Below are 22,543 nucleotides of genomic sequence, written 5' to 3' on the forward strand. Positions count from 1 at the left end.
GAGTGAGGCAATTGATAACTAATAGAGCAAAAAAATTCAACGGCATCCCGCTGTCGATCCTTGATCTTGCGATGATCAACGAAGGGAGCAATGCCGGACAATCATTCAGGCACAGCGTCGATCTTGCGCAGCATGCCGAAAACTGGGGCTATAACCGATTCTGGCTTGCTGAACATCATAATATGCCCGGCGTCGCAAGTTCGGCGACGTCTGTCATCATCGGTCACGTGGCAGGTGCGACGGAAACGATCCGTGTCGGAGCGGGAGGCGTCATGCTGCCGAACCATGCACCGCTCGTCATCGCAGAGCAGTTCGGTACGCTTGATGCATTATATCCGGGCAGGATCGATCTCGGTTTAGGACGCGCTCCCGGCAGCGACCAGGCAACGGCTTATGCGCTGCGAAGGACGTTGCAGAGCAGCGGCAACGATTTCCCTGAGCAGCTGGACGAGTTGCGTTCGTATTTCAAGCACGACCCTGCCGCCCGTGTCCGCGCAATTCCTGGGGAAGGGCAGGATGTTCCGATCTGGCTTCTCGGATCAAGCGATTTCAGTGCGCGGCTAGCTGCGGAACTAGGTCTTCCTTTTTCATTCGCAAGCCATTTTGCACCGACCTATATGATGCATGCGCTGAATCTTTACCATCGTAATTTCAAGCCATCGAAGGATCTTCAAAAACCGTACACAATGCTTGGCATTAACATCATTGCCGCGGATACCGATGAAAAGGCGCAGTGGCTAGCAACTTCGCACCAGCAGATGTTCCTCAATATCCGGAAAGGGATCACTACAGAGTTCAAGCCGCCGCTCGATGATGTTGACGCCGTCTGGAACGAGTTGGAAAAGGCAGCCGTCGCCGAATTACTGGATTGGCCATCAACGATTGTCGGCAGCCCTGAAACGGTCAAGCGGAAATTGGAAGCGTTCATGGAAATGACGAAAGCTGACGAATGCATTATCAGCTCAGGAATCTTCAACCATGAAGACCGCCTCCGCTCGTATGAGATTGTCGCTGAAATGATGGCATGACTACCTTGCTTTATGAATAAAATAGCCAAGTATCGGACGGATAACCCGATGCTTGGCTTTTTCATATTTTCCTTCTTTTTTCATGCTGATCAATCAATCTTGTCCCGACGAGGTCGCCAGTGACGTTCACTGCGGTTGCCCCCATACCGATCAAAGCGTCAATTGCAGTCAGCAACGCCACCGCTTCCATCGGCAAGCCGAGTTGGACGAACACGGTCGCAATCATGACGATGCCTGCGCCTGGAACCCCTGCTGTCCCGATGGAGGCGAGCGTCCCGATCAATACGACCATCACCATATCGGCAATGGTGAGCGGGGTGCCGGCGACATTGGCGGCAAATACAGCGGATACGGCTATGCGGATTGCGGCGCCATCCATATTGACGGTCGCGCCGAGGGGCAGGCTGAAGCCGTATAAGCTTTTTGGAATCCCCATTTTTTTCGCCGCATCTAATGTAAGGGGCAATGTGCCCGTGCTGCTTTGCGTGACAAATGCGGTAATCATCGGCGTGCGTGCATATCTGAAGAATGGCCCGGGTTTAATTCCGAAAAGAAGCAGGAGAATGACATACAGCATGATATGTACGAGTAGCGCAATGTAAAAGACGCCGATCATGCCGCCTAATGAAAGAAGCGTATCGATACCTTGGCTCCCGACCGTATTCGCGATGATCGCGAAAATTCCGATCGGCACGTATTGCAGGATCGCTTTCAAAATAAGGAGGGATGCTTCATTCAACGCTGTAATCGTCGTCAGTAACGAATCGCCCAACCCTGCATGTTTTTCAGAGGAACGCATGGCGGAAATCGCAATGCCGAAAGCGAGCGCTGTAAAAATGATGCCGAGCAGATTCATTTCCGTGAAAGCGGTGACGATATTGGACGGCACGATATTGAGGAGTACTTGTACGATGCCTGGATTGTCCGGAACGTCGAATGATTCATTGCCAGTGAGATGCATTCCCCTGCCTGGCCGCAAAATGCTGGCGACGAGCAGGCCGGCGACGATGGCAAGCGCCGAAGTGACTGTGTAATAGATGAAAACCTTGCTGCCCATACGTCCTAAGTTGGCAATGTTTGTCTGATTTATCCCTACGATGAGTGTGAATAAAATGAGTGGGATGATCAGGAAGGTGAGCAGACGGAGAAGCAGATCGCCGAGCGGTGCCAGGATTGCAGCTTGTTCCCCTAATAGGAAACCTGCGGCAATTCCGAGAACTAAGGCAACCGAAATTTTCAGTATTAATGAAGCACGTAAATATGATTTGAAAATGCTTTTCATCACGCCGCCTCCTTTTCAGAACTGCGAGTATTGAAGGAATTCTGAATTCCACGTTAATACAGTGTGGTCGGTGTGTCAAAATACATGCTTCTGAAAAGGGAAGTAGCGTCCATATGTCGAAAGAGTAGGAAAGGAGGGATGAACGATGGTGCAGTTGCAAGAACAAGTCGATACTGCTGAACGGAAGGAATTTGTCGAGACGCCCGTCAAAACATTGTTCCAGAAGTTTGCTGATAATAAGGATGTCTCGCTTGTATTCGGAGATCCAATCGAAGTCGGTCTGACGAAAGTAGTTCCTGTTGCGAAGCTGCAATACGGTTTTGGAGGAGGAGGCGATAACGCAGGCAATAACGGCGGCGGTGGAGGATTTAGAATCAGCCCCGTAGGTGTCTATGAAATTACACCTGAACGAGTTACATTCAAATCGACTCGCAGCGGTAGGCGAATCATCGTTATGATGTTGTTATCGGGTCTGTTTTTCTTCTTAGGAAAGAAATCAAGTAAAAAACGGTGAATGAAAAGGACTCCCAGCAGGCGGGAGTCCTTTATTCATTCCTATTGCCCTGCGCCCTTCCGGACCGAAGCGATTACGAAGCCGATTACAGCGAACACAATGGCTGGGAGTATCCAACCGATCCCTTCTTCGTAAAGGGGCAAGTGACGGAGCACATCTGCAACCGGAGCGATCGGCAGGCCGAACGCCTTCAGCATATCGAAAAAACCGATAAATCCAGCCGCAGCCAGTGCGAAGAGATACACTTCCCGGTGGCCGTTGAACCAGTTATGGAAGAAGCTGATTGTAATCAAGACGATCGCCAGCGGGTAAACCCCGATGAGAACTGGCAATGTAAGCTCGATTAATTGCGTAAGCCCGATGTTCGCAATGAACGCACTGAAAATGCAGATGATCAGCACCACGAACCGATACGACAGCTTTGGAAATGTATCCGAGAAAAAGGCGGCACATGAAGAAGCGAGACCGACGGATGTTGTCAGGCAAGCAAGGAGTACAGCCAGACCAAGCAAGACTTGTCCGGGCGTTCCAAGTAGCGAATAGGCGAGCTGTGTTAAAATCTCGCCGCCGTTTGCCGCATTCGGTGCGACAAGTCGACTCGTTGTGCCGAGATAGGCGAGGCCGATGTAAACGAGACAAAGTCCGGTTACCGCGATGAAACCGGATTTCATCGTAATCGCAGTAATCGTTTTCCGGTCCGAAATGCCCCTTGCCTTAATTGCATTAATGACGATGATGCCGAACACAAGCGCAGCAATCGCATCCATCGTCAAATATCCTTCAATGAACCCATTGATGAAAGGATTCTGGATGTACTGCTTCTGTGGCGGGCCGCTCGTTCCGGCCGGTTTGATAATGCCGACCGTGACGATGAAAGCGACGAGTGCGAGGAGAACAGGGGTGAGCACATTTCCGAAACGGTCGACCAATTTATTCGGCTTCAACGAAAGCCAGGCGGTAACCGCGAAAAAGACGACTGTGAATAAAACCAAACCCATCTTTTCCGCTGAATCGGAAATGAAAGGAGCCATTCCCATTTCAAACGAAACCGTTGCTGTGCGCGGTACGCCGAAAAATGGACCGAGCGCCAAATAGACAACTATCGCGAAAACAAATCCGAACAATGGATGCGCCTTGCCCGCAAGATCCTTCAACTGGCTGCCGGTCATGGCAATCGCAACAATACCTAGAAAGGGAAGGCCGACACCGGTGATCAGAAATCCTGCAATCGTAATCCATATATTTTCTCCTGCCAACTGTCCGAGAAGCGGCGGAAATATCATATTGCCTGCGCCGAAAAATAGCGCAAACATCAATAATCCTAACTTCAGTGTCTCTTTACTTGAAAAATCTTTCATAACCTTTCCCTCCAACATTCAAAAGCGCATAAATTGCGCTAGACACGTATAAGTGGCATTATATCCGCATAAATCATAACAATTACGCATAAATCCCTCAATAAGTCCATAAATGTAAATAATGACGCATAAAACATCAAAAAACGCCATTCAACGATTTTACCATACTCATGCCGCATTTTTTACAGATATTCGTCAAAAAGAGAAGAATTATTAATTTCTGATAATAATCTATATACAAGTTTAAAAGTATGTTATTATTCAGAAGAGAGTATTACTTTATTAAATTGAATTGGAATGGAGAGGAAATGGGATGTTAAACGTTACAGAAAATCGGTTTGCCAACTATCCTCAACAGCCTCACGGGGGAAAACTGGTGGACAAAGTATTGACGGGGACGGAAAGGGAAGAGGAGCTGGAAAGGGCCAGATTGCTTCCTTCCATCATGGTGGATTTGGAAGCGGTCATCACGCTTGAAATGATTGCGACAGGCGTCTTGTCTCCGAATGAAGGGTTCATGAATGAAGTGGATTATAAGTCTGTGTTGACTGAAGGACGTTTGGCGAATGGAACGGTTTGGCCGGTTCCACTAAGCTTCGCGCCGATCGGCAACCGCAACAAGGAAATCATCGAAACGCTTTCCGTGGGGGACGAAGTGGCACTTTGCGATGAACAGAACGAGCCAGTGGCGATTTTACGTATTGACGATATTTTTGCATACGATAAAGAGTACCGTGCTTCCCATCTATTTGGCACAACAGATCGGAACCATCCAGGTGTGGATGCGATTTATAGGAGGATGGGAGATGTAGCGCTCGGCGGCCCGATCCAGTTATTGCAGCGGGTTGACTGGGGGCCATTCGAGAAGCTGCGTCTCGAACCGAAAGATACTTGGCATGAATTCTATGAAGTGAAGAAATTCCGTTCCGCTGCAGGGTTCATTACAGGGGCGAATCCTTTGCACCGCGGACATGAATACATCCATAAAAATGCATTGGAAGAAATCGACGGTTTGCTCCTTCAGCCGTTGGTCGAGATGGCGAAACGTGAATATACGCGCCATGAATTCAGGATGCTATCGTATAGAAGCGTGCTGGATACGTATTATCCAAAAGGTCGGTCCATCCTTGCGCCTTTGCGGGTGACGTATATTTTTGCCGGTCCGCGGGAGACGGTGCTGCACGCACTTATCATGAAAAATTACGGGTGCACACATGCACTCATCGGACGGGATCATGCGGGGATCGGCGATTATTACGATAAATATGCGAGCCATACCATTTTTGATCAATTCAAACCGGAGGAGCTCGGAATCGACATTCGGCTTTTCCACGAGGTGTTCTACTGCACGCGTTGTGACGCACCCGCGACAGAGCAGTCTTGCCCGCATGACAATCAATACCGGATCAATATTTCTGGAACGGGCATCCGGGAAATGCTTCGCCACGGCATCATGCCACCGAAGGAAATCGTCCGTCCGGAATCTGCACGGATTGCAATCCAAGGCGTTCAACCGAAAGGTCTCGATGAATCTGAAAGCGCTATCTCGCCAGTAGGAAAGGTTATTAAGAGCATGTTCCCGTTCTATTTGGAGCGTACAAGGCTTGGGGGACGGAAGCGGAAATCGCCTTTGACTGTCGATGAATTGACGAATGATGATCTCGAAATGGTGAATCTGGACGTCCGTGCGAATGCCGACCGGATCTATCAGGAGATCTTCGAGGAGTATTCGAGCGTAGGTGACACAAACCGGGGCATGCAGCCTGAATGGGTGATGGACGCAAGGGATTCGTTGCAGACACAGCAACGGATGGTCATCCAGGACTTGGAAGAGAAAGTGAAGCAAGCGCCGGAGACCGCTTCGGATGAATTCATGTATCAGGATAAAGAGGAATCGCTGAGGGAATTGGAAGTGGCGAAGAAGATTCTCGGAGATATTCCAAAAGTGCTTCGCGCGGCCGATTTCGACTATAGGACGTGGAATGTCTTGCCGTATAAGCGCTACCGCGGCAGCGATGAACCGGAGGAAGGAAAATAAGTCGTTTTTAAATGAGAGAAAAAGCTTTCCGCTAATAGGTGGAAAGCTTTTTCACGTTAATAATGTGATTTATGATCACTTGCCGAGATTTATGATCACTTGTTGTGATTTATGATCACTTGCCGTGATTTATGATCACTTTCCTTTATAAGCCCCCAGCAAATAAAAAAAGTACTGGAAACCGGACCTTCCAGTCTCCAACACTCTCCTAAAAAAATGAATGAAATGGTATATAGGATTCCTTGATTCCATGGATCATCGCTTTTTTTATTGATGATTGACTAGTAGGCGCCGCGCGGAATGGGATTTTATATTTTTTAGCGCATTCCTTCGCCAATCCGCTGCTGCGGTGCGATGAATGCTCGCTTGCTGAAATGATCAAGTCCATATTTTTAACAGCGGCTTTGATACGGTTCCTGCTCTCATCCCCACTGAAAATATCCAATGAAAAGTTTCCGTTTTCCGCAAGTGGCATGAAATCCGCGCTTCTGAAATCCGCGCCGATAATAACTATTTTTTTATCTTTTAATAAGTTCAATTCAATATCGGTCCACATATTTTCCTTTTTAGCTGTACTATCTTTATAAAAACTAGATGGTTTCGGTTCGGGCCTCGCTGGTTCACTCGTGCGTTCCGGGTAACACCAGACGACACGGAACGATAAGGGATCGGACTCATGGTAAGCAATCGCCACCACGCTTCCGTCTTTCAAACTATACGTATCAATATCTCTTTGGCTAATTAAAAATTGATAAGGGGACTCGCCATCGAGTTTTATTCTCGTCAGCTTTCCATCTGCAATTGTTTGATCTGCAACTAATAATCCATCAGACGTTTTTTTAAGAACACAATAATCGATTTCAATCCGATTGCTTTCATCCTTTATCACACTGTTTTTTCGTTTAATAAACACTAAATCTTTTAAACTATCCCCGATTGCCTCTATATAATCCCCATGTTCGAACCCATGCATCCTCACAATCTTTTCCGGGACGTATATATCTCCTTGCTTTCCTTTTAAAATCCCTCCTTTTAGCTTTCTTTCCATAGGAGTACCCAGGTTTTCTGCGTCAGTACTGCTCGTGACGATCATTCTCTGGGATGTTTCACTCGGTGAAATACGTATTGCTTCCGGTTCCTTCTTTGCCAGCTCTATTGAAGCATCGATTGTTGGAATGGCGCCCCATAATGTCAGGGACAGTTCGATGAAATCAAATAACTTATTAACGCGTTCCCTCGTCTCCGCAACATTTTCATCTGTCATTTGATTGATGCAACTAATTAATTCGTTTGAGATCTGTTTCATTTATTCAACTCCTTTCAATTATTATAACTCAATATTCCAAACATACCGATTAGGATTATGTGATGTCTACATAACTATTTAAAAAAATATCAAGCAAACTCATTGTGAAAATATCTATTTTCATGGTAAGCTATTTCCTGTTTTGAAGATCTTAAATAGAAATGAAGGCGATAAATAGATGGCAGCAGTTGCAGCCAACGGCCCGGAGAAGAAACTCAATTTGTTTCATCTGACGTGGCCGATTTTTCTTGAAATATTTTTGTTCATGTTGATGGGGTTGGCGGATACATTCATGTTGAGCGCGTTGTCCGATGATGCGGTATCGGGCGTCGGGGCTGCGAATCAGTACGTGATGATCGCCATCCTAGTCTTGGAAGTTGTCGGAAACGGTGCAGCAATCGTTGTCTCGCAGTATTTAGGGTCGAGGCGTTATATTGAAGCGTCGAAGATTTCTGCTATCGCCGTGTCTTTGAATCTGCTTGTCGGATTAGGAATTAGTGGTGTGTTCATTCTATTCACGAGCCGCATGATGAATGCGATGAATTTGCAGGGGGACGTCCTTGCCCATGCGGAAGCGTATTTGATTATCGTCGGCGGAGGGATTTTCCTGCAGGCTGTCATCAATTCGCTCGCGGCAGTCATTCGTGTGCACGGGTTTACGAAACAGACGATGTTCGTTTCTCTCGGCATGAACATTATCCACGTCATCGGGAACTATGCGCTCATTTTCGGGAAGTTCGGGATGCCTGCTTTAGGCGTACAAGGGGCAGCGATTTCATCTGTCGGCAGCCGGGTGATCGCAATGTTCGTCTTTATTTGGCTGCTGTATCGGGTGCTTGAATACCGCATTGAATTCCGTTATTACATTACGTGGTCGAAGGAATATGTTAAAAAGATTTTGAATATCGGGCTACCTTCAGCGTTCGAACAGATTCTGTACCAGGCGTGCCAAATCATTTTCCTCTACTATGTCACTTTCCTAGGTACGGAGGCGCTTGCCGCGAGACAATATGCGACGAATATTTCGATGTTCAGTTATTTGTTTGCGCTCGCGATAGGTCTCGGGACATCAATCATCGTCGGCCGTCTCGTCGGAAGCGGCGAGAAGGATGAAGTATACCGGCAAGTTTGGGCATCTCTGAAGCGTGCGCTCGTCTGTACGGTTGTGTTGGTGGCGCTCGTCATGACGTTCCGTTATCCGCTCATGCGCCTGTTCACTGAAAATGAGCAGATCATCCAGCTCGGTGCTTCTGTCTTGCTGTTATCATGTTTACTCGAAACCGGCCGGACGTTCAATATGGTCATCATCAATTCGCTCCGGGCATCGGGCGACGCGAAATTCCCTGTTATGATGGGAGCCATCTCGATGGTCATGATGAGTCTTCCGGTCGGCTATTTCTTTGTGTTCGTCCTTGACCTCGGACTTGTCGGCGTATGGCTCGCCGTCATCATGGATGAATGGGTGCGCGCGATTGTCATGTCGCTCCGATGGAAAAGCAGGGCGTGGGAAAGGTACGCGCTTGTTGAACCTGTATCTGAAATTGAACCGAAACCCGAAACTGTTTGAATAAAAAAAGCAGGCCTCTCACTAGATCCATAGTGAGAGGCCTGCTCTATTACCATCAAAAGAAGAAAAAAGGGAGTAGCGCAAAGGTTACGATTGATCCGAGTGCAATGCCTGCACCGAAAGCGAACCCACGCCCAAAGCCGAATCCACGTCCTCCGTAGCCGTATCCGTATCTAAATCCGTATCCGAATCCGCCCAAATTTCTTTGGCGGCCGAATGGTTCTAAAAAAACTTGATTGCCTCTGACACCTTGTATGATCCCTCTATGTGTTCGTCCATCTCTCGTTCCGATGACGACCGCTCTTCCGGTATGCCTGCTGCACAAAGCATGATAGTTTTGAACTGACATCGTGTTGTCACCCCATTTCGATTCAACATAATACATCATATGTGAAGGATTTTTCTTCAGGGGGGACAAACACACCGGTGCATCTGCGCCCTTTATAGCCGCGCAATTTCTGTTGACGGGAGGGATAATAAGTCTTCTGCATGATAGTCCGTACTCTTCAAGAAATTCCGGACGACATAATAGCCGACCGCATACCCTGCCATATGTGGATAGCGGCCCAAACCATAAAGCACTTTATCATGGATTTTGCTATTTTTGCGATGCATCCTATTCGGATAAACGAAATCTTTCCAGAACCTGGCCAACTGTCGGTCTGAATACAGTGAAGTCCAGGAAGAGGTGGAATCTTCGCCGAATCGTTCCGCGACAGCAACTTCCGCCAACCCCTCCAGGATGATCGTATCTACCAGCGTACAGTCTTCTTCTCGCTTAGGAAACAGATTCAGGCGGCATACATGGTTGTATTCATGCGTCAATATCGCCTTGATTTCTGTTTCCGTATTATTGGGCGAAATAAATAAAAAAATCTTATCTGCAAAAGCTAACCCCGATTTCCCGTTGAATTCGCTAGCCAGAACTTTATTGTCTGAATCCGATGGGAAGATGAAGACAGGGACGGAAGGGCCATTCCATTTGCTGCGCAGCAGCTTAAATTCATTCGAAGAAATGTCCCATGCGTTATTCGTTTGTAGTTTCTTCGTAAGCGCACTACCTTGTTTTGCGGAGATGTACATTCCGAACTGCGTTAAGTGACGCTGAATTTCCTTAGTGGAAGCAGCGGGGAAGTACCGGGATAATCTCGCGCAAATTTCGGACGGATCTCCACCCGATTCTTCAATCCATTTGTCAGTCCGAACGACAGTCATACTGCGGCACCTCTTTTTGAAGTATCATATTCTAGACAGAATAGAATTGATTTCGTGTCGAAAGTCTACTAAATTACTATGTATTATAGGGATTAATCTGCTATAATCAATTAAACCATGATACGAGAAGGAGCTGAACGACTTGCGAGTAGTGAATAATATCGCTGAATTGATCGGCGAAACCCCTTTAGTACGATTAAATCGCCTTCCCGATCAACAGGGTGCTGACGTCTATGTGAAACTCGAATATTTTAATCCGAGCAGAAGCGTAAAAGACCGGGCGGCATACAATATGATAATCGAAGCGGAAAAGGCAGGTTTATTACAACCTGGAGATACAATCATTGAACCGACATCCGGAAATACTGGAATCGGAATTGCGATGAGCGCCGCAGCGAGAGGGTATAAGACGATTATCGTCATGCCGGACTCCTCGACACTCGAAAGGATCAATATTTTAAAAGCATACGGTGCAACGGTTGTATTGACGCCAAGTGATTTGAAAATGCCGGGAGCCATTCAAAAGGCGGAGGAAATTGCGGCGGGAATTCCGAACAGCTTCATTCCGATGCAATTTGAAAATGAAGCGAACCCGGATATTCACCGGCATACGACAGGACCGGAAATCATCCGGGCGATGGAATCGTTGAACCGCAAACTGACCGCTTTCGTCTGTACGGCGGGAACGGGCGGCACCGTTACAGGGACCGGTGAATATTTGAAGGGATACGATAGCACGGTTACAGTGCATATAGCAGAACCGGCGGGGTCTCCCGTCCTATCCGGCGGAAAGCCTGGGAAGCACAAACTTGTCGGAACAAGTCCAGGGTTCATTCCATCAATACTAAATACATCCGTCTATGATGAGATTTTCAAGATTGAAGACGAGGAAGCCTATCAAACGGTCCGTGAGTTGGCCGCGCGTGAAGGAGTGCTGCTCGGACCGAGCGGAGGGGCTTCCGTCTACGCTGCGATGCAAGTGGCGAAACGGTTAACCCCGGAAGATACTGTAGTCTGCATTGCACCCGATAATGGTGAACGGTATTTGTCGAGTGATTTATTTGATTACGAAGGAGAGGAATAATAGTCCTCTCCGTTTTCATAACATTAATTCCGACTAAACGAATAAGGGAAGTCGAGGTGCAGACAAATGTATGTAACAATCGATGGAATCGAGAAGAGTTTTCTCAATGAAAGAAAAGAGCAGGTCCAAGTGCTCGACCATATTGATATAAGTATGGAAAAAGGGAGCTTCGTCTCCATCGTCGGTCCTTCCGGATGCGGCAAATCGACGCTCCTCTATATGATTGCAGGCTTGGAGAAGGCGGATAAAGGCAGCATCCGCATTGCCGGGAATGAAGTGAAGAAGCCTGGCCCTGACCGGGTTGTCGTTTTCCAAGAGGCCGGCCTTTTCCCGTGGTTGACCGTTTTGGAAAATGTGAAATACGGCTTGTTGCTGAAGAAAATGCCGAAACAGGAAGCTGAGGCAAAGGCGATCGATATGTTGAAAATGGTCCACCTGAGCAACTATATCCATTCCTATCCGCATCAGCTGTCAGGTGGAATGAAGCAACGGGTATCCATTGCGAGGGCGTTAGTGATGGAACCGGATATTCTCCTGATGGATGAACCGTTCTCTGCGCTCGATGAACAAACGAGGATGGTGCTCCATAAAGAATTGATCGACATATGGAAGAAGACGAAAGTGACAATCTTTTTCGTTACACACAATATCCGTGAAGCCGTTTTACTCTCGGAAAAAGTGATCGTGTTCGGCACACGTCCCGGAAAGGTGAAGGAAGTCATTCCTGTTCCGACATCGACGGACGGCGTGTTGCCCGATAGTGTGACATTGCATACGGAACAACGGATTTTAGCTATATTGGAAGAGGAAATCGAAAAGGTGTTGAAGGAGGAAATGGGTGATGACTACAGCTTTAAGACGAATCATCTTCATCGCAATGATAGCGGTGATATGGGAAGTCACATCTAGACTTTCGGTGTTGCCGGATTTCATGTTTCCCCGACTGACACAAGTATTGGAGACGCTTTTCAACGGTCTCGTGAACGGGCAGATTGTAGCGGCGATCGGCAAAAGCATGAGCCGGCTGCTAATCGGGTTTGCAATAGCAATCGTTTTAGGTGTCATCATGGGCTATCTCATTTGGCGCTACAAGTTGGTCGAGGATACACTCGGCTTCCTCGTTACCGCGTTGCAGTCCATTCCGAGCATCGTCTGGTTTCCGCTCGCGATCATCTGGTTCGGATTGAATGATTTTGCGATCTTGTTCATCGTGACGATCGGTGCGACATGGACGATGACCGTCAGTGCAACGAGCGGATTCCGGAATGTGCCGACGCTATACCAACGGGTCGCCAAAACATTCGGTTCGACAGGGCTCCATTTCATTCGCACCGTCATCATGCCGGCCTCCGTTCCGCAACTGCTATCGGGCCTCCGCATTGCTTGGGCATTCTCATGGCGGGCATTGATGGCAGGGGAATTGCTTGGCTCAGGCGGAGGGCTGGGGCAATTGCTGGAGACAGGGCGGTCCCTCGGTCAAATGGATCTCGTCATCTCCGTGATGATCATCATTGCGGTAATCGGGACGATTATGGACAATGTCGTGTTTATGCGTTTGGAGCGTTCAGTTCAGAAAAAATGGGGTCTCGCATGACCTATACAAAGGGGAAATGGATAATGAAAAAGTCATTGATTTTGACAGTGTTGACGGTTTTAGTAGTGGGGATCCTATCTGCATGCGGTTCTTCTTCGTCAGGCGGCAAGACAGTGAAAATCGGATACTTCCCGAATTTGACGCATATCGCTACGATTGTTGCGCTTGAAAACGGCTATTTCGCGGAGGAATTCGGGGACGATGTGAAGATCGAAACGAAAACGGTGAGCAATGGCGGTCTCTTCATGGAAGCGATGACGACGAAATCGATTGACGTCGGTACAGTCGGTCCTGGCCCATTGCTTAACTTCTATGTGAAAAACCCGAGCTTCCGCTTGATTTCAGGAGCGGTAAACGGTGGAGCTGTGCTTGTCGCGAGTGAAGGCGGTGGCGTTTCGGAGCTTGCTGATCTAGATGGCAAAAAAGTCGCCATCCCTGTTATCGGAAGCACGCAAGACGTCATGCTTCGAAAAGCGTTGAAAGAGGTTAATCTTGAAACGACATCGAATGGCGGCACGGTCGAATTATTTGCGGCAGCACCTGCGGATACTGCGACACTCTTCGTTCAAAACTCGGTCGATGCTGCGGCCACACAAGAACCGTGGGGAAATATCCTTGAAACGCAAGCGAACGGCAAGCTGATCCTCGACTGGGATGAATTTGCATGGGGGAAGGAATCCACGAACACAGTCGTAGCAGCAAGTGATGAGTTCTTGAAGAACAAAGAGTTTGCCAAAGCATATTTGAAAGCGCACAAACGGGCAGTCGAGTTCATCCAGCAAAACCCGGAGGAAGCTCAAAGCTTGGTCATTAAGCATATTAAAGATTTGACGGGCAAGGAAATTAATGAAAAGGAAACAGCCGCCGCATTCGCGAAGCTTGAAGTTACAACCGATGTGAATGAGCAAGTGATCCAGGAAATGGCGGACATCAGCAAGGAAGCGGGCTATGTTACAAGCAGCGACATTGAGGGAATGATTGATCTCTCTTATTTGTTAGGAAAATGACATAGGCACTAACGGAACCTGTTTGCCGGGTTCCGTTTTTCTTGGCAATAAAAAGAGGATCCCGATTTGGTAAAAGGGATCCCTCTGCATTTCATTTAGTAACAATCGGCTTATGCTTCCCGCATACGCTTTGCCTTCCCCGTAGCCATAGAAATAGAAACGGCAGCGCATATGAACGCCAAGACGACGACTCCACTGCCGACAGTCGGCATGCTCGTGACCGAATCGGTATAGCCGAATACGATACCGCCAATTCCCGACCCTACTGCAATACCGACTTGTATAGCAGAATTATTAAAGCTCTGATTGATATCAGATGTAACTGGATCCTCTTGGATAATGTAATCCTGCAGCGGCGGCGCAAGGGCCCAGCTTAACGCACCCCAAACCATCATGATGACAATGAAGAACGGTAAAGAGAATGTCGAGTAGGGCAACGCGAAAAGACTGATCGCGAAGGCGCCAATAATGACAAGAATGCTCTTCTTCGATCCGATCCAGTTTGCAAGATTGCCCCCGAATGCTCCGCCACCAACTGCCGCTATCCCGAATAGGAAATAGCAGATGCTGATCCAGTATTGGTTCAGGTGCAGTTTCGTTTCCAAGAACGGCGTAAAGTAGGCGTAAACCGTATAATGGCCAGCCAACATGAACATCATCGCAAAGTGGGCAAAGACGATTTTTTTATTCGCCAGCGCTTTGATTTGCGCGGAAAGCGGCAGAACGTCTCCCCTCTCCATTGTCTCAAGGAATATGGAGATAAGAATGAATGCGCCGATCGAAAGGACAGCAATCCCTAAGAAGACGCTGCGCCAGCCGAATGCATTCGTAATGAGTATACCGAGCGGCACGCCCAACACGAGGGAAGAACTAAGCCCCATGAAAATATAACCGAGCGCTTTTGCACGATGAGGAACATCGACGATCCGCGCGGTAATCGTCAAGGAAAGGACGATGAGTAGCGCTGCACTCAACGCGGTGATGACACGGGCGATCATCAAGAATGTGAAAGTAGGACTGAAATAGGTCAAAATGTTTCCGATGAAAAAGACAGTCATTGAAAACAAATACAGCTTTTTCCTTTCAAATTTCGCGGTCAACGATAATAAAACCGGACCGGCAATGGCAAACACGAGCGCGTAAACCGTTATGAGCTGCCCGGCCGTTCCGATTGAAACGTTCAAATCATCCGCGATAATCGGCAAAATGCCACCGACGATCAATTCAACGAGGCCGACTGTAATCGTTGATATGGCAATGATGAATACTCTAAAGTTCATGCAAAATCCTCCTCTGAAAAATAAAAAAAATCCCGACTGCAAAGTGAGTTCCTTTGTAGTCAGGAGTTAATGGTTCCTGGTAGAGACCCTCAATCCATATTATTGAGGTTATACATATATATCAAACGTATGAAATTTTCCATTCATCAATCTAACATGGTTTAGGGATTTTATCAAGAAAAATTTCCTTTTCCGAACGAAAAATGGTTACATTGAAAGTAATGGCATATCAACTTTTTGGAGGAATTAATTTGTACGATCCGACAGTATTTGAAAATCTTAAAGTTGCATTTGAAAACCAACTATATGATCTCGATACGATCGAGCGTGAAATAAGGATCATCAACCGATCGGATCAAATGGATTTTGCTATCCTTGCAAGGAAATTCACTTTGCAATTTACGCTTTTCGATGTAGAGGATGTATCAGCTGAAATCATTCTGGAGGCAGCTTTACAGGATTTGGCGGATGAAATAATGGGAATTCCCGGGGGAAATCCCGGATGTTCATTGACATTGCGCTTCCAAAAGCATGTCCAACAGGAGGTGGAGCAATGCCCTCAAATTGAAGAGGCGTTGAGCGATATATGGGAAAATGAAGTGCTCGTCACTCAAACATTGAGTTTCCTGTACGGGGAGGAGCGAAACGGCTTCTCGAACAACATCGAAGTGAAATTCAGGACGAAAATAAATGAGGAAAATATGCGGGAGATACCGGACTTTCTGCATAGTGTTCTTATGGCGCTTCGCGTACTGCATGCCGTTTGAGCGTGAAAAACTTTTGGATATGCTCTATCCCGAGAAGGGAAATCGCTATATAATGGAGGACAGCTGGATGAATGCGCGAGCGTTTATGCGTGCTTTTCGCGATTTATGCGTCGGAAAATCGTATTATGAGCTTTTAGAGCGTTTTATGCGCGTATGCGAAGAATTATGCGTACTTCTACGGTTTTATGCGTTTTTAAGGTAATTTATTTTGATAGAAGGAAAAGGTGTACAATATATGAGTTTATTGACAGTAAGTAATTTAAGTCACGGGTTCGGGGATCGGGCGATTTTCGACGATGTGTCGTTCCGTTTATTGCAAGGCGAGCATATCGGACTTATCGGTGCGAATGGCGAGGGGAAATCGACGTTCATGAATATCATCACCCGAAAGCTTGAGCCGGATGCGGGAACAGTTGCGTGGGCGAAGCGGGTTCGGGTCGGTTATTTGGATCAGCATGTCGTGCTGCAGCAAGGGATGAGTATCCGTGATGTGCTCCGGACGGCGTTTCAATATCTCTATGATCTGGAAGCGGAAATGAATGTCCTTTTTGCGAAGATGGGTGAAGTCGACGCGGATGAGCTCGAGAAGCTGCTCGAGGAAACGGGGCAGATGCAGGATGAGCTGACGAATAACGACTTTTACATCATTGATTCGAAAGTCGATGAAGTGGCGAACGGACTAGGCTTGGATGAATTCGGGCTGGAGCGCGACGTTCATGATCTGAGCGGTGGGCAGCGTACGAAAGTATTGCTCGGCAAGCTGCTCCTTGAAAAGCCGGATATCCTGCTCCTAGACGAGCCGACAAACTTTTTGGACGTTGAGCATATCGAGTGGTTGCGCACTTATTTGCAGAACTATGAGAATGCGTTCATCCTCATATCGCATGATGTTCCGTTCCTGAACAGCGTCATTAACTTGATTTATCATATGGAAAATCAGCAGGTCACGCGGTACGCAGGGGATTACGATGAGTTTCTGCGTGTACATGAAATGAAGAAGCAACAAGTGGAAGCGGCTTTTAAAAAGCAGCAGAAGGAAATCGCCAACTTGAAGGACTTTGTTGCGCGCAATAAAGCGAATGCCGCGACGAGCCGTATGGCGATGTCACGTCAGAAGAAGCTCGACAAGATGGATATCATTGAACTCGATGCGGAAAAGCCGAAGCCGCAATTCGATTTCAAGCTTGCCCGTACACCGGGTCGTTATTTATTCGAAACGAAAGGCCTCGTAATCGGTTATGATGAGCCGCTGTCTAGGGAGCTCGATCTGACGATGGAGCGCGGGCAGAAAATCGCGTTGTCAGGTGCGAACGGAATCGGGAAGACGACGCTTTTGCGCAGCATCCTCGGCGAAATTCCTTCTCTAGCAGGATCAGTGGAACTTGGCGACCATCTTGAAATTGGCTATTTCGAGCAGGAGATGAAGACGGAATCAAATCGCACTTGTTTAGAAGAGGTGTGGGACGAATTCCCGCATTTCACGCAGTATGAAGTGCGCGCAGCGTTGGCGCGATGCGGTTTGACGACGAAGCATATCGAGAGCAAGGTGAAAGTGCTGAGCGGGGGAGAACGGGCGAAAGTACGCCTCTGCAAGCTCATCAACCGGGAAACGAATCTGCTCGTCCTTGATGAACCGACGAACCACCTCGACGTCGATGCGAAAGCTGAATTGAAACGCGCGTTGAAGGAGTATAAGGGCAGTGTTTTACTTATTTCACATGAGCCTGATTTCTATGAAGGCGTCGTTACGGATGTGTGGAACGGGGAAAATTGGACGACCAAAATGTTTTAATGACAAAAAGGCACCCGAGCGATTTTTTTATCGTCCGGGTGCCCTTTTTCATATTTCCAGTTACTTATTTACCCCTATTAAGTTCCTCTGTCAATTCATCGATAATCTCTTCGCGGCGTGCATTCTTTGCTTTAATGGAAGCTAACTCTGCGCCTTCTGCTGTTTTTGCCGCTTGATTCGCAGCAAACTGATTGCTGACCGTCTTATTCAACCGCTCTTCCTTATCGGCTGGATCATTCGGTCGTGGTGTGATTCCTGGCATCTGAATTCCTCCTTTCATTCAATCACATAGTTTTTCCATACGACTCATAATTATGTATAACCTAGTCATCTCGCATAATTGTAAATTGTTATATATAATACCTTTATCAAAGAACGGGGGCGGAAGTTGATGGAATTGGAGCAAGTGGTTCATTCACCTGAAGCACAGCGGCAGCTATATAAGCGATCATTACTCGTGGTCATTATGTCGCAAATTTTTGGCGGAGCTGGCCTAGCGGCGGGGGTAACTGTCGGTGCACTCCTTGCGAAGGAAATGCTTGGCGGGGAAAGCTATGCGGGAGTACCTGCGGCTTTGTTTACACTCGGATCTGCGCTCGCCGCCTTTTTGGTCGGTCGCATTTCCCAAAAGTCTGGTCGCCGGAACGGTCTTTCACTCGGCTTCATCGCTGGTGGAATTGGAGCAATCGGCGTCATACTTGCCGCAACTATGGACAATGTGTTTTTATTGTTCGTTTCATTATTCATCTATGGTGCAGGGACTTCGACGAATCTTCAAGCGCGCTATGCCGGGACGGATTTGGCGAATGAAAAACAGCGTGCAACAGCGATTAGTATCGCGATGGTATCAACGACATTCGGAGCGGTCGCTGGCCCTAATCTTGTGGAGCCAATGGGGGAAGTCGCGCTAGCTCTCGGAATCCCAGCTTTAGCTGGACCGTTCATCTTGGCAGCAGTCGCGTATTTACTAGCAGGGTTGACGTTTCTTGTTTTTTTAAGACCTGATCCGTTTCTTGTAGCGAAAGCAATTGCTGCTGAGCAAGAGAAACAGGAGCTGGAAAAGAAAGATGCACGTAAGGTAGTGGAACACAAAGCGAATCGTGCAGGGGTTTTAGCAGGAGCGGCTGTGCTGATCTTGTCGCATTTCGTCATGGTCGCCGTCATGACGATGACGCCTGTCCATATGCAAAACCATGGAAACGGATTGTCGGCAGTCGGGATGGTCATCGGATTCCATATTGCGGCGATGTATTTGCCGTCCCTCGGTACTGGAATTTTAGTTGATAAACTGGGACGTACGTTTATGGTCATTGCTTCAGGCATTACACTTTCCATCGCCGGATTGATGGCTGCCTTTGCGCCAACAGAATCCCTCTTCTGGCTTACATTTGCACTTATCTTGCTTGGACTCGGCTGGAACTTCGGGTTGATTAGTGGAACTGCAATCATCATTGATTCAACGGATATAAAAACCCGTGCAAAAACGCAAGGTTCTGTCGACGTATGGGTGGCCATTTCCGGAACGGCGGGCAGCTTGCTGTCAGGCATTATTGTTGCCAATTCGAGCTATGCCATATTGGGCTTCGTCGGAATGTATTTATCGTTGCTGCTCATTCCAGTAATTATTTGGGTTCATGTTAGAGGGAGAAGCAAGGAAGCGGTGAAAACCGTCACATAGAAAGGCTTATGCGAGTAACAGCGTTACGAGCAATGGCTTTTTGCGAGTAAAAGCGCAGCGTTACGAGCAGATAATTGTCAAGAGAATAATGAAGCAGGCGACCAAAATTTTCGGTTGCCTGTCTTTTTTTATTTCCGACCCCCACAAAACGACAAGCATCGTCGAATAACTAGTATGTCCGACAAAAGGGCAAAAAATTGACGAGGTGATTTATTTATGAAAAACAGATGGAAAAAAACAGGTGCAGCACTACTAATCGCAGGATTGACAATTGGCGGGACAAGCTATGCGCTTGCTGATGGCGGAAAAGTGACGGAGATTGTCAATCTTAAACAACTTAACGAAGACAACAAAGTAGAGGAATCAGCGGTTAGCCCGGTAAGGGAAGTCGTGGAAACAGATGACAAGGAGACGAATAATGTCACTGCTACTATAATGGACCAAGAAAATGCAACGACAGAAACTGACAAAGAAGATGGAACATCAGGAGCCGAAAAAGAAAAAGCAGCTGAATCAGATAAAAACGAACTTCCGGAAATTCCAGAAGGCTATACAGCAGGAAATCTTGCTGCACTTGCGAAAGCGTATGAGCAAGCTGGAAGTCCAACTGCAAAGGCGGCGATCAAACGCAATATGGAGCGCTCCATTGCAAAATGGGAAAGCAAGCAGCCAGTAGTGGAAGCTCCTAAAGAAGAAGTGAAGGAAACAGCGCCGGCAACTGAAGAAACGCCTAAAGTTGAAGAACCAGCGAAAGAAAAGCAAGTTGCGGACAAAGCACCAGCACAAGAAGAAAAGCCGGCTAAAGTAAAAGCGAAAAATCCTCAGGCTGAATTGAATGCAAAGCATAAAGAGCAAAAAGAGACATTGAAAGCCGCTCAAAAAGCTGAACGCGAAGCATTGAAGGAAGCGCGTAAAGCTGCAAAAGAACTTGAAAAACAAGAGAAAAAAGAGAAGAAAAACTAATTTACCAAAGTTTAACGCTTTCCATTTTCCGTTGCACCCATTAGAATCATAGCAATTGGAATTGATGGGAACGGAGGGGTATACATGCTTTTGTCCATCATACAAGGGATTTTCAACAAGAAGTCTGATACAGCATTGAATGAGCTTGTATGGAAGGCGAAGACTGGCGATGAGAAGGTCATGAACGATCTTCTTATCGCATTTACTCCGTTCATGAAAAAGACGGCTTCTTTCGTATGTGATCGATTTATTGACGAGAGTGATGAGGAATTCAGTATTGCGATGGTCGGATTTCACGAGGCGGTTTTGATATACGATCCTGAAGAAAAAGCATCGCTTACGACATTTGCTCACTTGATCATGAAGCGGAGGCTGATCGATCATATCCGAAAAGAAGCGGTGAGGAATGCGAACGTCCTTCTATCCATAGACGATGATGGGGATGCAAAGACCTGTGAATACGCATTTGACAAATCGTCGTTCTTTACCTATTCGGAAGAGCGGCAAGCGGCAGAACGTCGGGAAGAGATGGCTGAATACAGCAGGTTGTTGGCCGAATATGGCTTATCATTTCGCGAGCTGGCTGCAGTATCACCGAAACATGCCGATTCTCGAAAGACCGCATTTCAAATCGCCCAGATCATAGCGGAGACGCCAGAATTTTATGAGCATCTCATTGAAAGTAAAAGACTGCCAATCAAGCAGTTAGAGCATATTGTTGAAGTTTCTCGAAAAACAATCGAGCGAAATCGGAAATACATCATTGCGGTTACCTTGCTGCTGAACCACAATTTTACATACTTAAAGGAATACGTCAAAGGGGAACTCATATGATGCGGACATATAGAGGCGTTGTTTGCGAAAAGAAAACTACATATATGGTGTTCCTGACGGAGAAAGGCGAATTTCTGCGCGGAGTTCCGGTTGGGGACCCTCCTGAAGTTGGAGAGGAGGCTGAGTTCACGCTCGTTGCTCCATCTTTTATTGCCAGAAGAAAGGCGAAGCCGCGGTTCGTCGGAGCTGTACTGGTTGCAGCGGCTGTACTATTTTTCATTCTGTCTTCATTAATTCCGTTGAATGAAAAAGTGATGGCGTACGTACAACTGGATGCAGGCACGGCGATGGAGTTTGGCGTAGACCGGGAAGGACACGTCATTTCCTTGCGATATTTAAAGGATAAGCGGAATGAAGAGGATCGCCTATCAGCATGGAAGGGGCAGCCCATCCAAGCCGTATTGGACATAGCCGTGTTGGAATTAACGGGGAACGACAACAAGCAGGTAAGTATTACGACCATCTATCCAACCCGTGAAAGGGCACAGGAGACGCGTCAGCTGATTGGTGACGCCGTGCAGGAAGTCCGCGGCAAGCATGAAGAAATAACCTTGGAAATTGCGGAAAGTTCGCCAGAGGAAAGAAAAGTGGCAAACAAGAAGAACATGTCGATCCATCAATTCAAATCGATCGAGAGTAAAAAGAAAAAGCATCCTGTAAAGAATGGGAATCCGGGTGAGAAGAAACCCGTTCAGCCGCAAAAAGATGCTTTGCAAAAACCGAAGAAGGATACCGTTCCTCCTGTGCATTCGCAAGAACAGAAGAAGGAAAAGGGTCGTCCACATAAATCGGAAGATCAACAAGGTCCGCCTGCAGAGAAGTCTAAGAACAAACCGGACAAAGGGCGAAGTGAAAAGGTGCCGCCTCATGCGGATCAGCAAGGTCCACCGCCTCATTCGTCATCGGTCGATAAAAAAAGTAAAGACAATCAAGGGCCACCTGCAAAACAACATAAGGAAAATCCATCAAATAATAACAAACAGAATCCGCAAAATAACAAATGAGGCTGTTGCAGATCATCAGTTTTTACTGACAATCTGCAGCAGCCTATTCTTGCTAGTTCGTAAATTGTGGCTCGCGCCAAAAGCGAGTCACTCCTCGCCCAAAGCGATTGAGTCCATATAATTGTGTAAATAGGAAAAGGCCTTTTCCATCCCCTGTGATAAAATGTTTTCAACCACGATAAACATTTGGAGGAATGGAAAATGGCCCAACTTAATTTTAACCTAGATATGG

At 47.2% G+C, this 22,543-nt stretch carries 21 protein-coding genes and 1 riboswitch; of the genes, 14 read left to right on the top strand and 7 right to left on the bottom strand.

Annotated elements, in window-relative coordinates; translation table 11 throughout:
• Positions 1 to 11: 11 nt before the first annotated feature.
• The gene (locus M3191_RS16085) at positions 12 to 1,028 is read left to right on the top strand and encodes an LLM class flavin-dependent oxidoreductase (protein WP_251701386.1); all 1,017 of its coding nucleotides are present in this window, start codon (positions 12 to 14) and stop codon (positions 1,026 to 1,028) included.
• A gap of 61 nt (positions 1,029 to 1,089) precedes the next feature.
• Here M3191_RS16085 and M3191_RS16090 read toward each other — a convergent pair whose 3' ends face one another.
• Positions 1,090 to 2,310, bottom strand: a complete 1,221-nt coding sequence (locus tag M3191_RS16090) for a dicarboxylate/amino acid:cation symporter (RefSeq protein WP_251701387.1) — start codon at positions 2,308 to 2,310, stop codon at positions 1,090 to 1,092.
• Positions 2,311 to 2,455: 145 nt separating this feature from the next.
• Here M3191_RS16090 and M3191_RS16095 point away from each other — a divergent pair, with 145 nt between their 5' ends.
• Positions 2,456 to 2,824 (top strand): spore germination protein GerW family protein, encoded by a 369-nt coding sequence (locus M3191_RS16095; protein ID WP_251701388.1) that lies wholly within the window; start codon positions 2,456 to 2,458, stop codon positions 2,822 to 2,824.
• 41 nt (positions 2,825 to 2,865) lie between these two features.
• Here M3191_RS16095 and brnQ read toward each other — a convergent pair whose 3' ends face one another.
• Entirely contained in the window at positions 2,866 to 4,182 is a 1,317-nt protein-coding gene (brnQ, locus tag M3191_RS16100) for a branched-chain amino acid transport system II carrier protein (protein WP_251701389.1), read from the bottom strand.
• A 313-nt stretch (positions 4,183 to 4,495) separates the two neighbouring features.
• On the opposite strand from brnQ, the gene M3191_RS16105 reads away from it, so the two are divergent.
• A complete protein-coding gene (locus tag M3191_RS16105) occupies positions 4,496 to 6,220 on the top strand; it encodes a sulfate adenylyltransferase (protein ID WP_251701390.1) in 1,725 nt (574 codons plus the stop codon).
• A 208-nt stretch (positions 6,221 to 6,428) separates the two neighbouring features.
• Here the strand turns inward: M3191_RS16105 and M3191_RS16110 are convergent, their stop codons facing one another.
• Positions 6,429 to 7,526: a DUF2325 domain-containing protein gene (locus M3191_RS16110; RefSeq protein WP_251701391.1), complete on the bottom strand. Its 1,098-nt coding sequence runs from the start codon at positions 7,524 to 7,526 to the stop codon at positions 6,429 to 6,431.
• Positions 7,527 to 7,704: 178 nt separating this feature from the next.
• On the opposite strand from M3191_RS16110, the gene M3191_RS16115 reads away from it, so the two are divergent.
• Entirely contained in the window at positions 7,705 to 9,093 is a 1,389-nt protein-coding gene (locus tag M3191_RS16115; RefSeq protein WP_251701392.1) for an MATE family efflux transporter, read from the top strand.
• Between the two features lie 55 nt (positions 9,094 to 9,148).
• Here M3191_RS16115 and M3191_RS16120 read toward each other — a convergent pair whose 3' ends face one another.
• Both M3191_RS16120 and M3191_RS16125 read right to left on the bottom strand, forming a co-directional pair.
• Positions 9,149 to 9,442: a hypothetical protein gene (locus tag M3191_RS16120; RefSeq protein ID WP_251701393.1), complete on the bottom strand. Its 294-nt coding sequence runs from the start codon at positions 9,440 to 9,442 to the stop codon at positions 9,149 to 9,151.
• 92 nt (positions 9,443 to 9,534) lie between these two features.
• On the bottom strand, positions 9,535 to 10,308 hold the full coding sequence (locus tag M3191_RS16125; RefSeq protein WP_251701394.1) for a DUF2268 domain-containing protein: 774 nt from the start codon (positions 10,306 to 10,308) through the stop codon (positions 9,535 to 9,537).
• Between the two features lie 142 nt (positions 10,309 to 10,450).
• Here M3191_RS16125 and cysK point away from each other — a divergent pair, with 142 nt between their 5' ends.
• The 4 genes from cysK to M3191_RS16145 all read left to right on the top strand — a co-directional run bounded on the left by cysK (position 10,451) and on the right by M3191_RS16145 (position 13,993).
• Positions 10,451 to 11,392, top strand: a complete 942-nt coding sequence (gene cysK, locus M3191_RS16130; protein ID WP_251701395.1) for a cysteine synthase A — start codon at positions 10,451 to 10,453, stop codon at positions 11,390 to 11,392.
• Positions 11,393 to 11,458: 66 nt separating this feature from the next.
• Complete coding sequence (locus tag M3191_RS16135) at positions 11,459 to 12,301, top strand: ABC transporter ATP-binding protein (RefSeq protein WP_251701396.1); 843 nt, start codon at positions 11,459 to 11,461, stop codon at positions 12,299 to 12,301.
• Positions 12,234 to 12,986: an ABC transporter permease gene (locus M3191_RS16140; protein WP_251701397.1), complete on the top strand. Its 753-nt coding sequence runs from the start codon at positions 12,234 to 12,236 to the stop codon at positions 12,984 to 12,986. The genes M3191_RS16135 and M3191_RS16140 overlap by 68 nt, the downstream gene beginning before the upstream one ends.
• A gap of 23 nt (positions 12,987 to 13,009) precedes the next feature.
• Positions 13,010 to 13,993 (top strand): ABC transporter substrate-binding protein, encoded by a 984-nt coding sequence (locus M3191_RS16145; RefSeq protein WP_251701398.1) that lies wholly within the window; start codon positions 13,010 to 13,012, stop codon positions 13,991 to 13,993.
• Between the two features lie 110 nt (positions 13,994 to 14,103).
• On the opposite strand, the gene M3191_RS16150 is transcribed toward M3191_RS16145, so the two are convergent.
• Positions 14,104 to 15,273: an MFS transporter gene (locus M3191_RS16150; RefSeq protein WP_251701399.1), complete on the bottom strand. Its 1,170-nt coding sequence runs from the start codon at positions 15,271 to 15,273 to the stop codon at positions 14,104 to 14,106.
• A 36-nt stretch (positions 15,274 to 15,309) separates the two neighbouring features.
• Positions 15,310 to 15,409: riboswitch (purine riboswitch) on the bottom strand.
• A 115-nt stretch (positions 15,410 to 15,524) separates the two neighbouring features.
• On the opposite strand from M3191_RS16150, the gene M3191_RS16155 reads away from it, so the two are divergent.
• Together M3191_RS16155 and M3191_RS16160 are read left to right on the top strand one after the other, a co-directional pair.
• The gene (locus M3191_RS16155) at positions 15,525 to 16,040 is read left to right on the top strand and encodes a hypothetical protein (RefSeq protein WP_251701400.1); all 516 of its coding nucleotides are present in this window, start codon (positions 15,525 to 15,527) and stop codon (positions 16,038 to 16,040) included.
• Between the two features lie 235 nt (positions 16,041 to 16,275).
• Entirely contained in the window at positions 16,276 to 17,832 is a 1,557-nt protein-coding gene (locus M3191_RS16160) for an ABC-F family ATP-binding cassette domain-containing protein (protein WP_251701401.1), read from the top strand.
• 64 nt (positions 17,833 to 17,896) lie between these two features.
• Here M3191_RS16160 and M3191_RS16165 read toward each other — a convergent pair whose 3' ends face one another.
• Positions 17,897 to 18,094 (bottom strand): small, acid-soluble spore protein tlp, encoded by a 198-nt coding sequence (locus tag M3191_RS16165; protein WP_251701402.1) that lies wholly within the window; start codon positions 18,092 to 18,094, stop codon positions 17,897 to 17,899.
• Between the two features lie 129 nt (positions 18,095 to 18,223).
• Between M3191_RS16165 and M3191_RS16170 the strand changes: the two genes are divergently transcribed.
• The 4 genes from M3191_RS16170 (at position 18,224) to M3191_RS16185 (ending at position 22,311) form a co-directional block, all read left to right on the top strand.
• Entirely contained in the window at positions 18,224 to 19,510 is a 1,287-nt protein-coding gene (locus M3191_RS16170) for an MFS transporter (protein ID WP_251701403.1), read from the top strand.
• Positions 19,511 to 19,726: 216 nt separating this feature from the next.
• Positions 19,727 to 20,473, top strand: coding sequence for a hypothetical protein (locus M3191_RS16175; RefSeq protein ID WP_251701404.1), 747 nt, complete (start codon positions 19,727 to 19,729; stop codon positions 20,471 to 20,473).
• A gap of 84 nt (positions 20,474 to 20,557) precedes the next feature.
• On the top strand, positions 20,558 to 21,307 hold the full coding sequence (gene sigI / locus M3191_RS16180; protein ID WP_251701405.1) for an RNA polymerase sigma-I factor: 750 nt from the start codon (positions 20,558 to 20,560) through the stop codon (positions 21,305 to 21,307).
• On the top strand, positions 21,304 to 22,311 hold the full coding sequence (locus tag M3191_RS16185) for an anti-sigma factor domain-containing protein (protein ID WP_251701406.1): 1,008 nt from the start codon (positions 21,304 to 21,306) through the stop codon (positions 22,309 to 22,311). Before sigI ends, M3191_RS16185 begins: the two co-directional genes overlap by 4 nt.
• Positions 22,312 to 22,543: the final 232 nt, after the last annotated feature.

Source organism: Sporosarcina luteola (genome assembly GCF_023715535.1).
GTDB classification, from domain to species: domain Bacteria; phylum Bacillota; class Bacilli; order Bacillales_A; family Planococcaceae; genus Sporosarcina; species Sporosarcina luteola_B.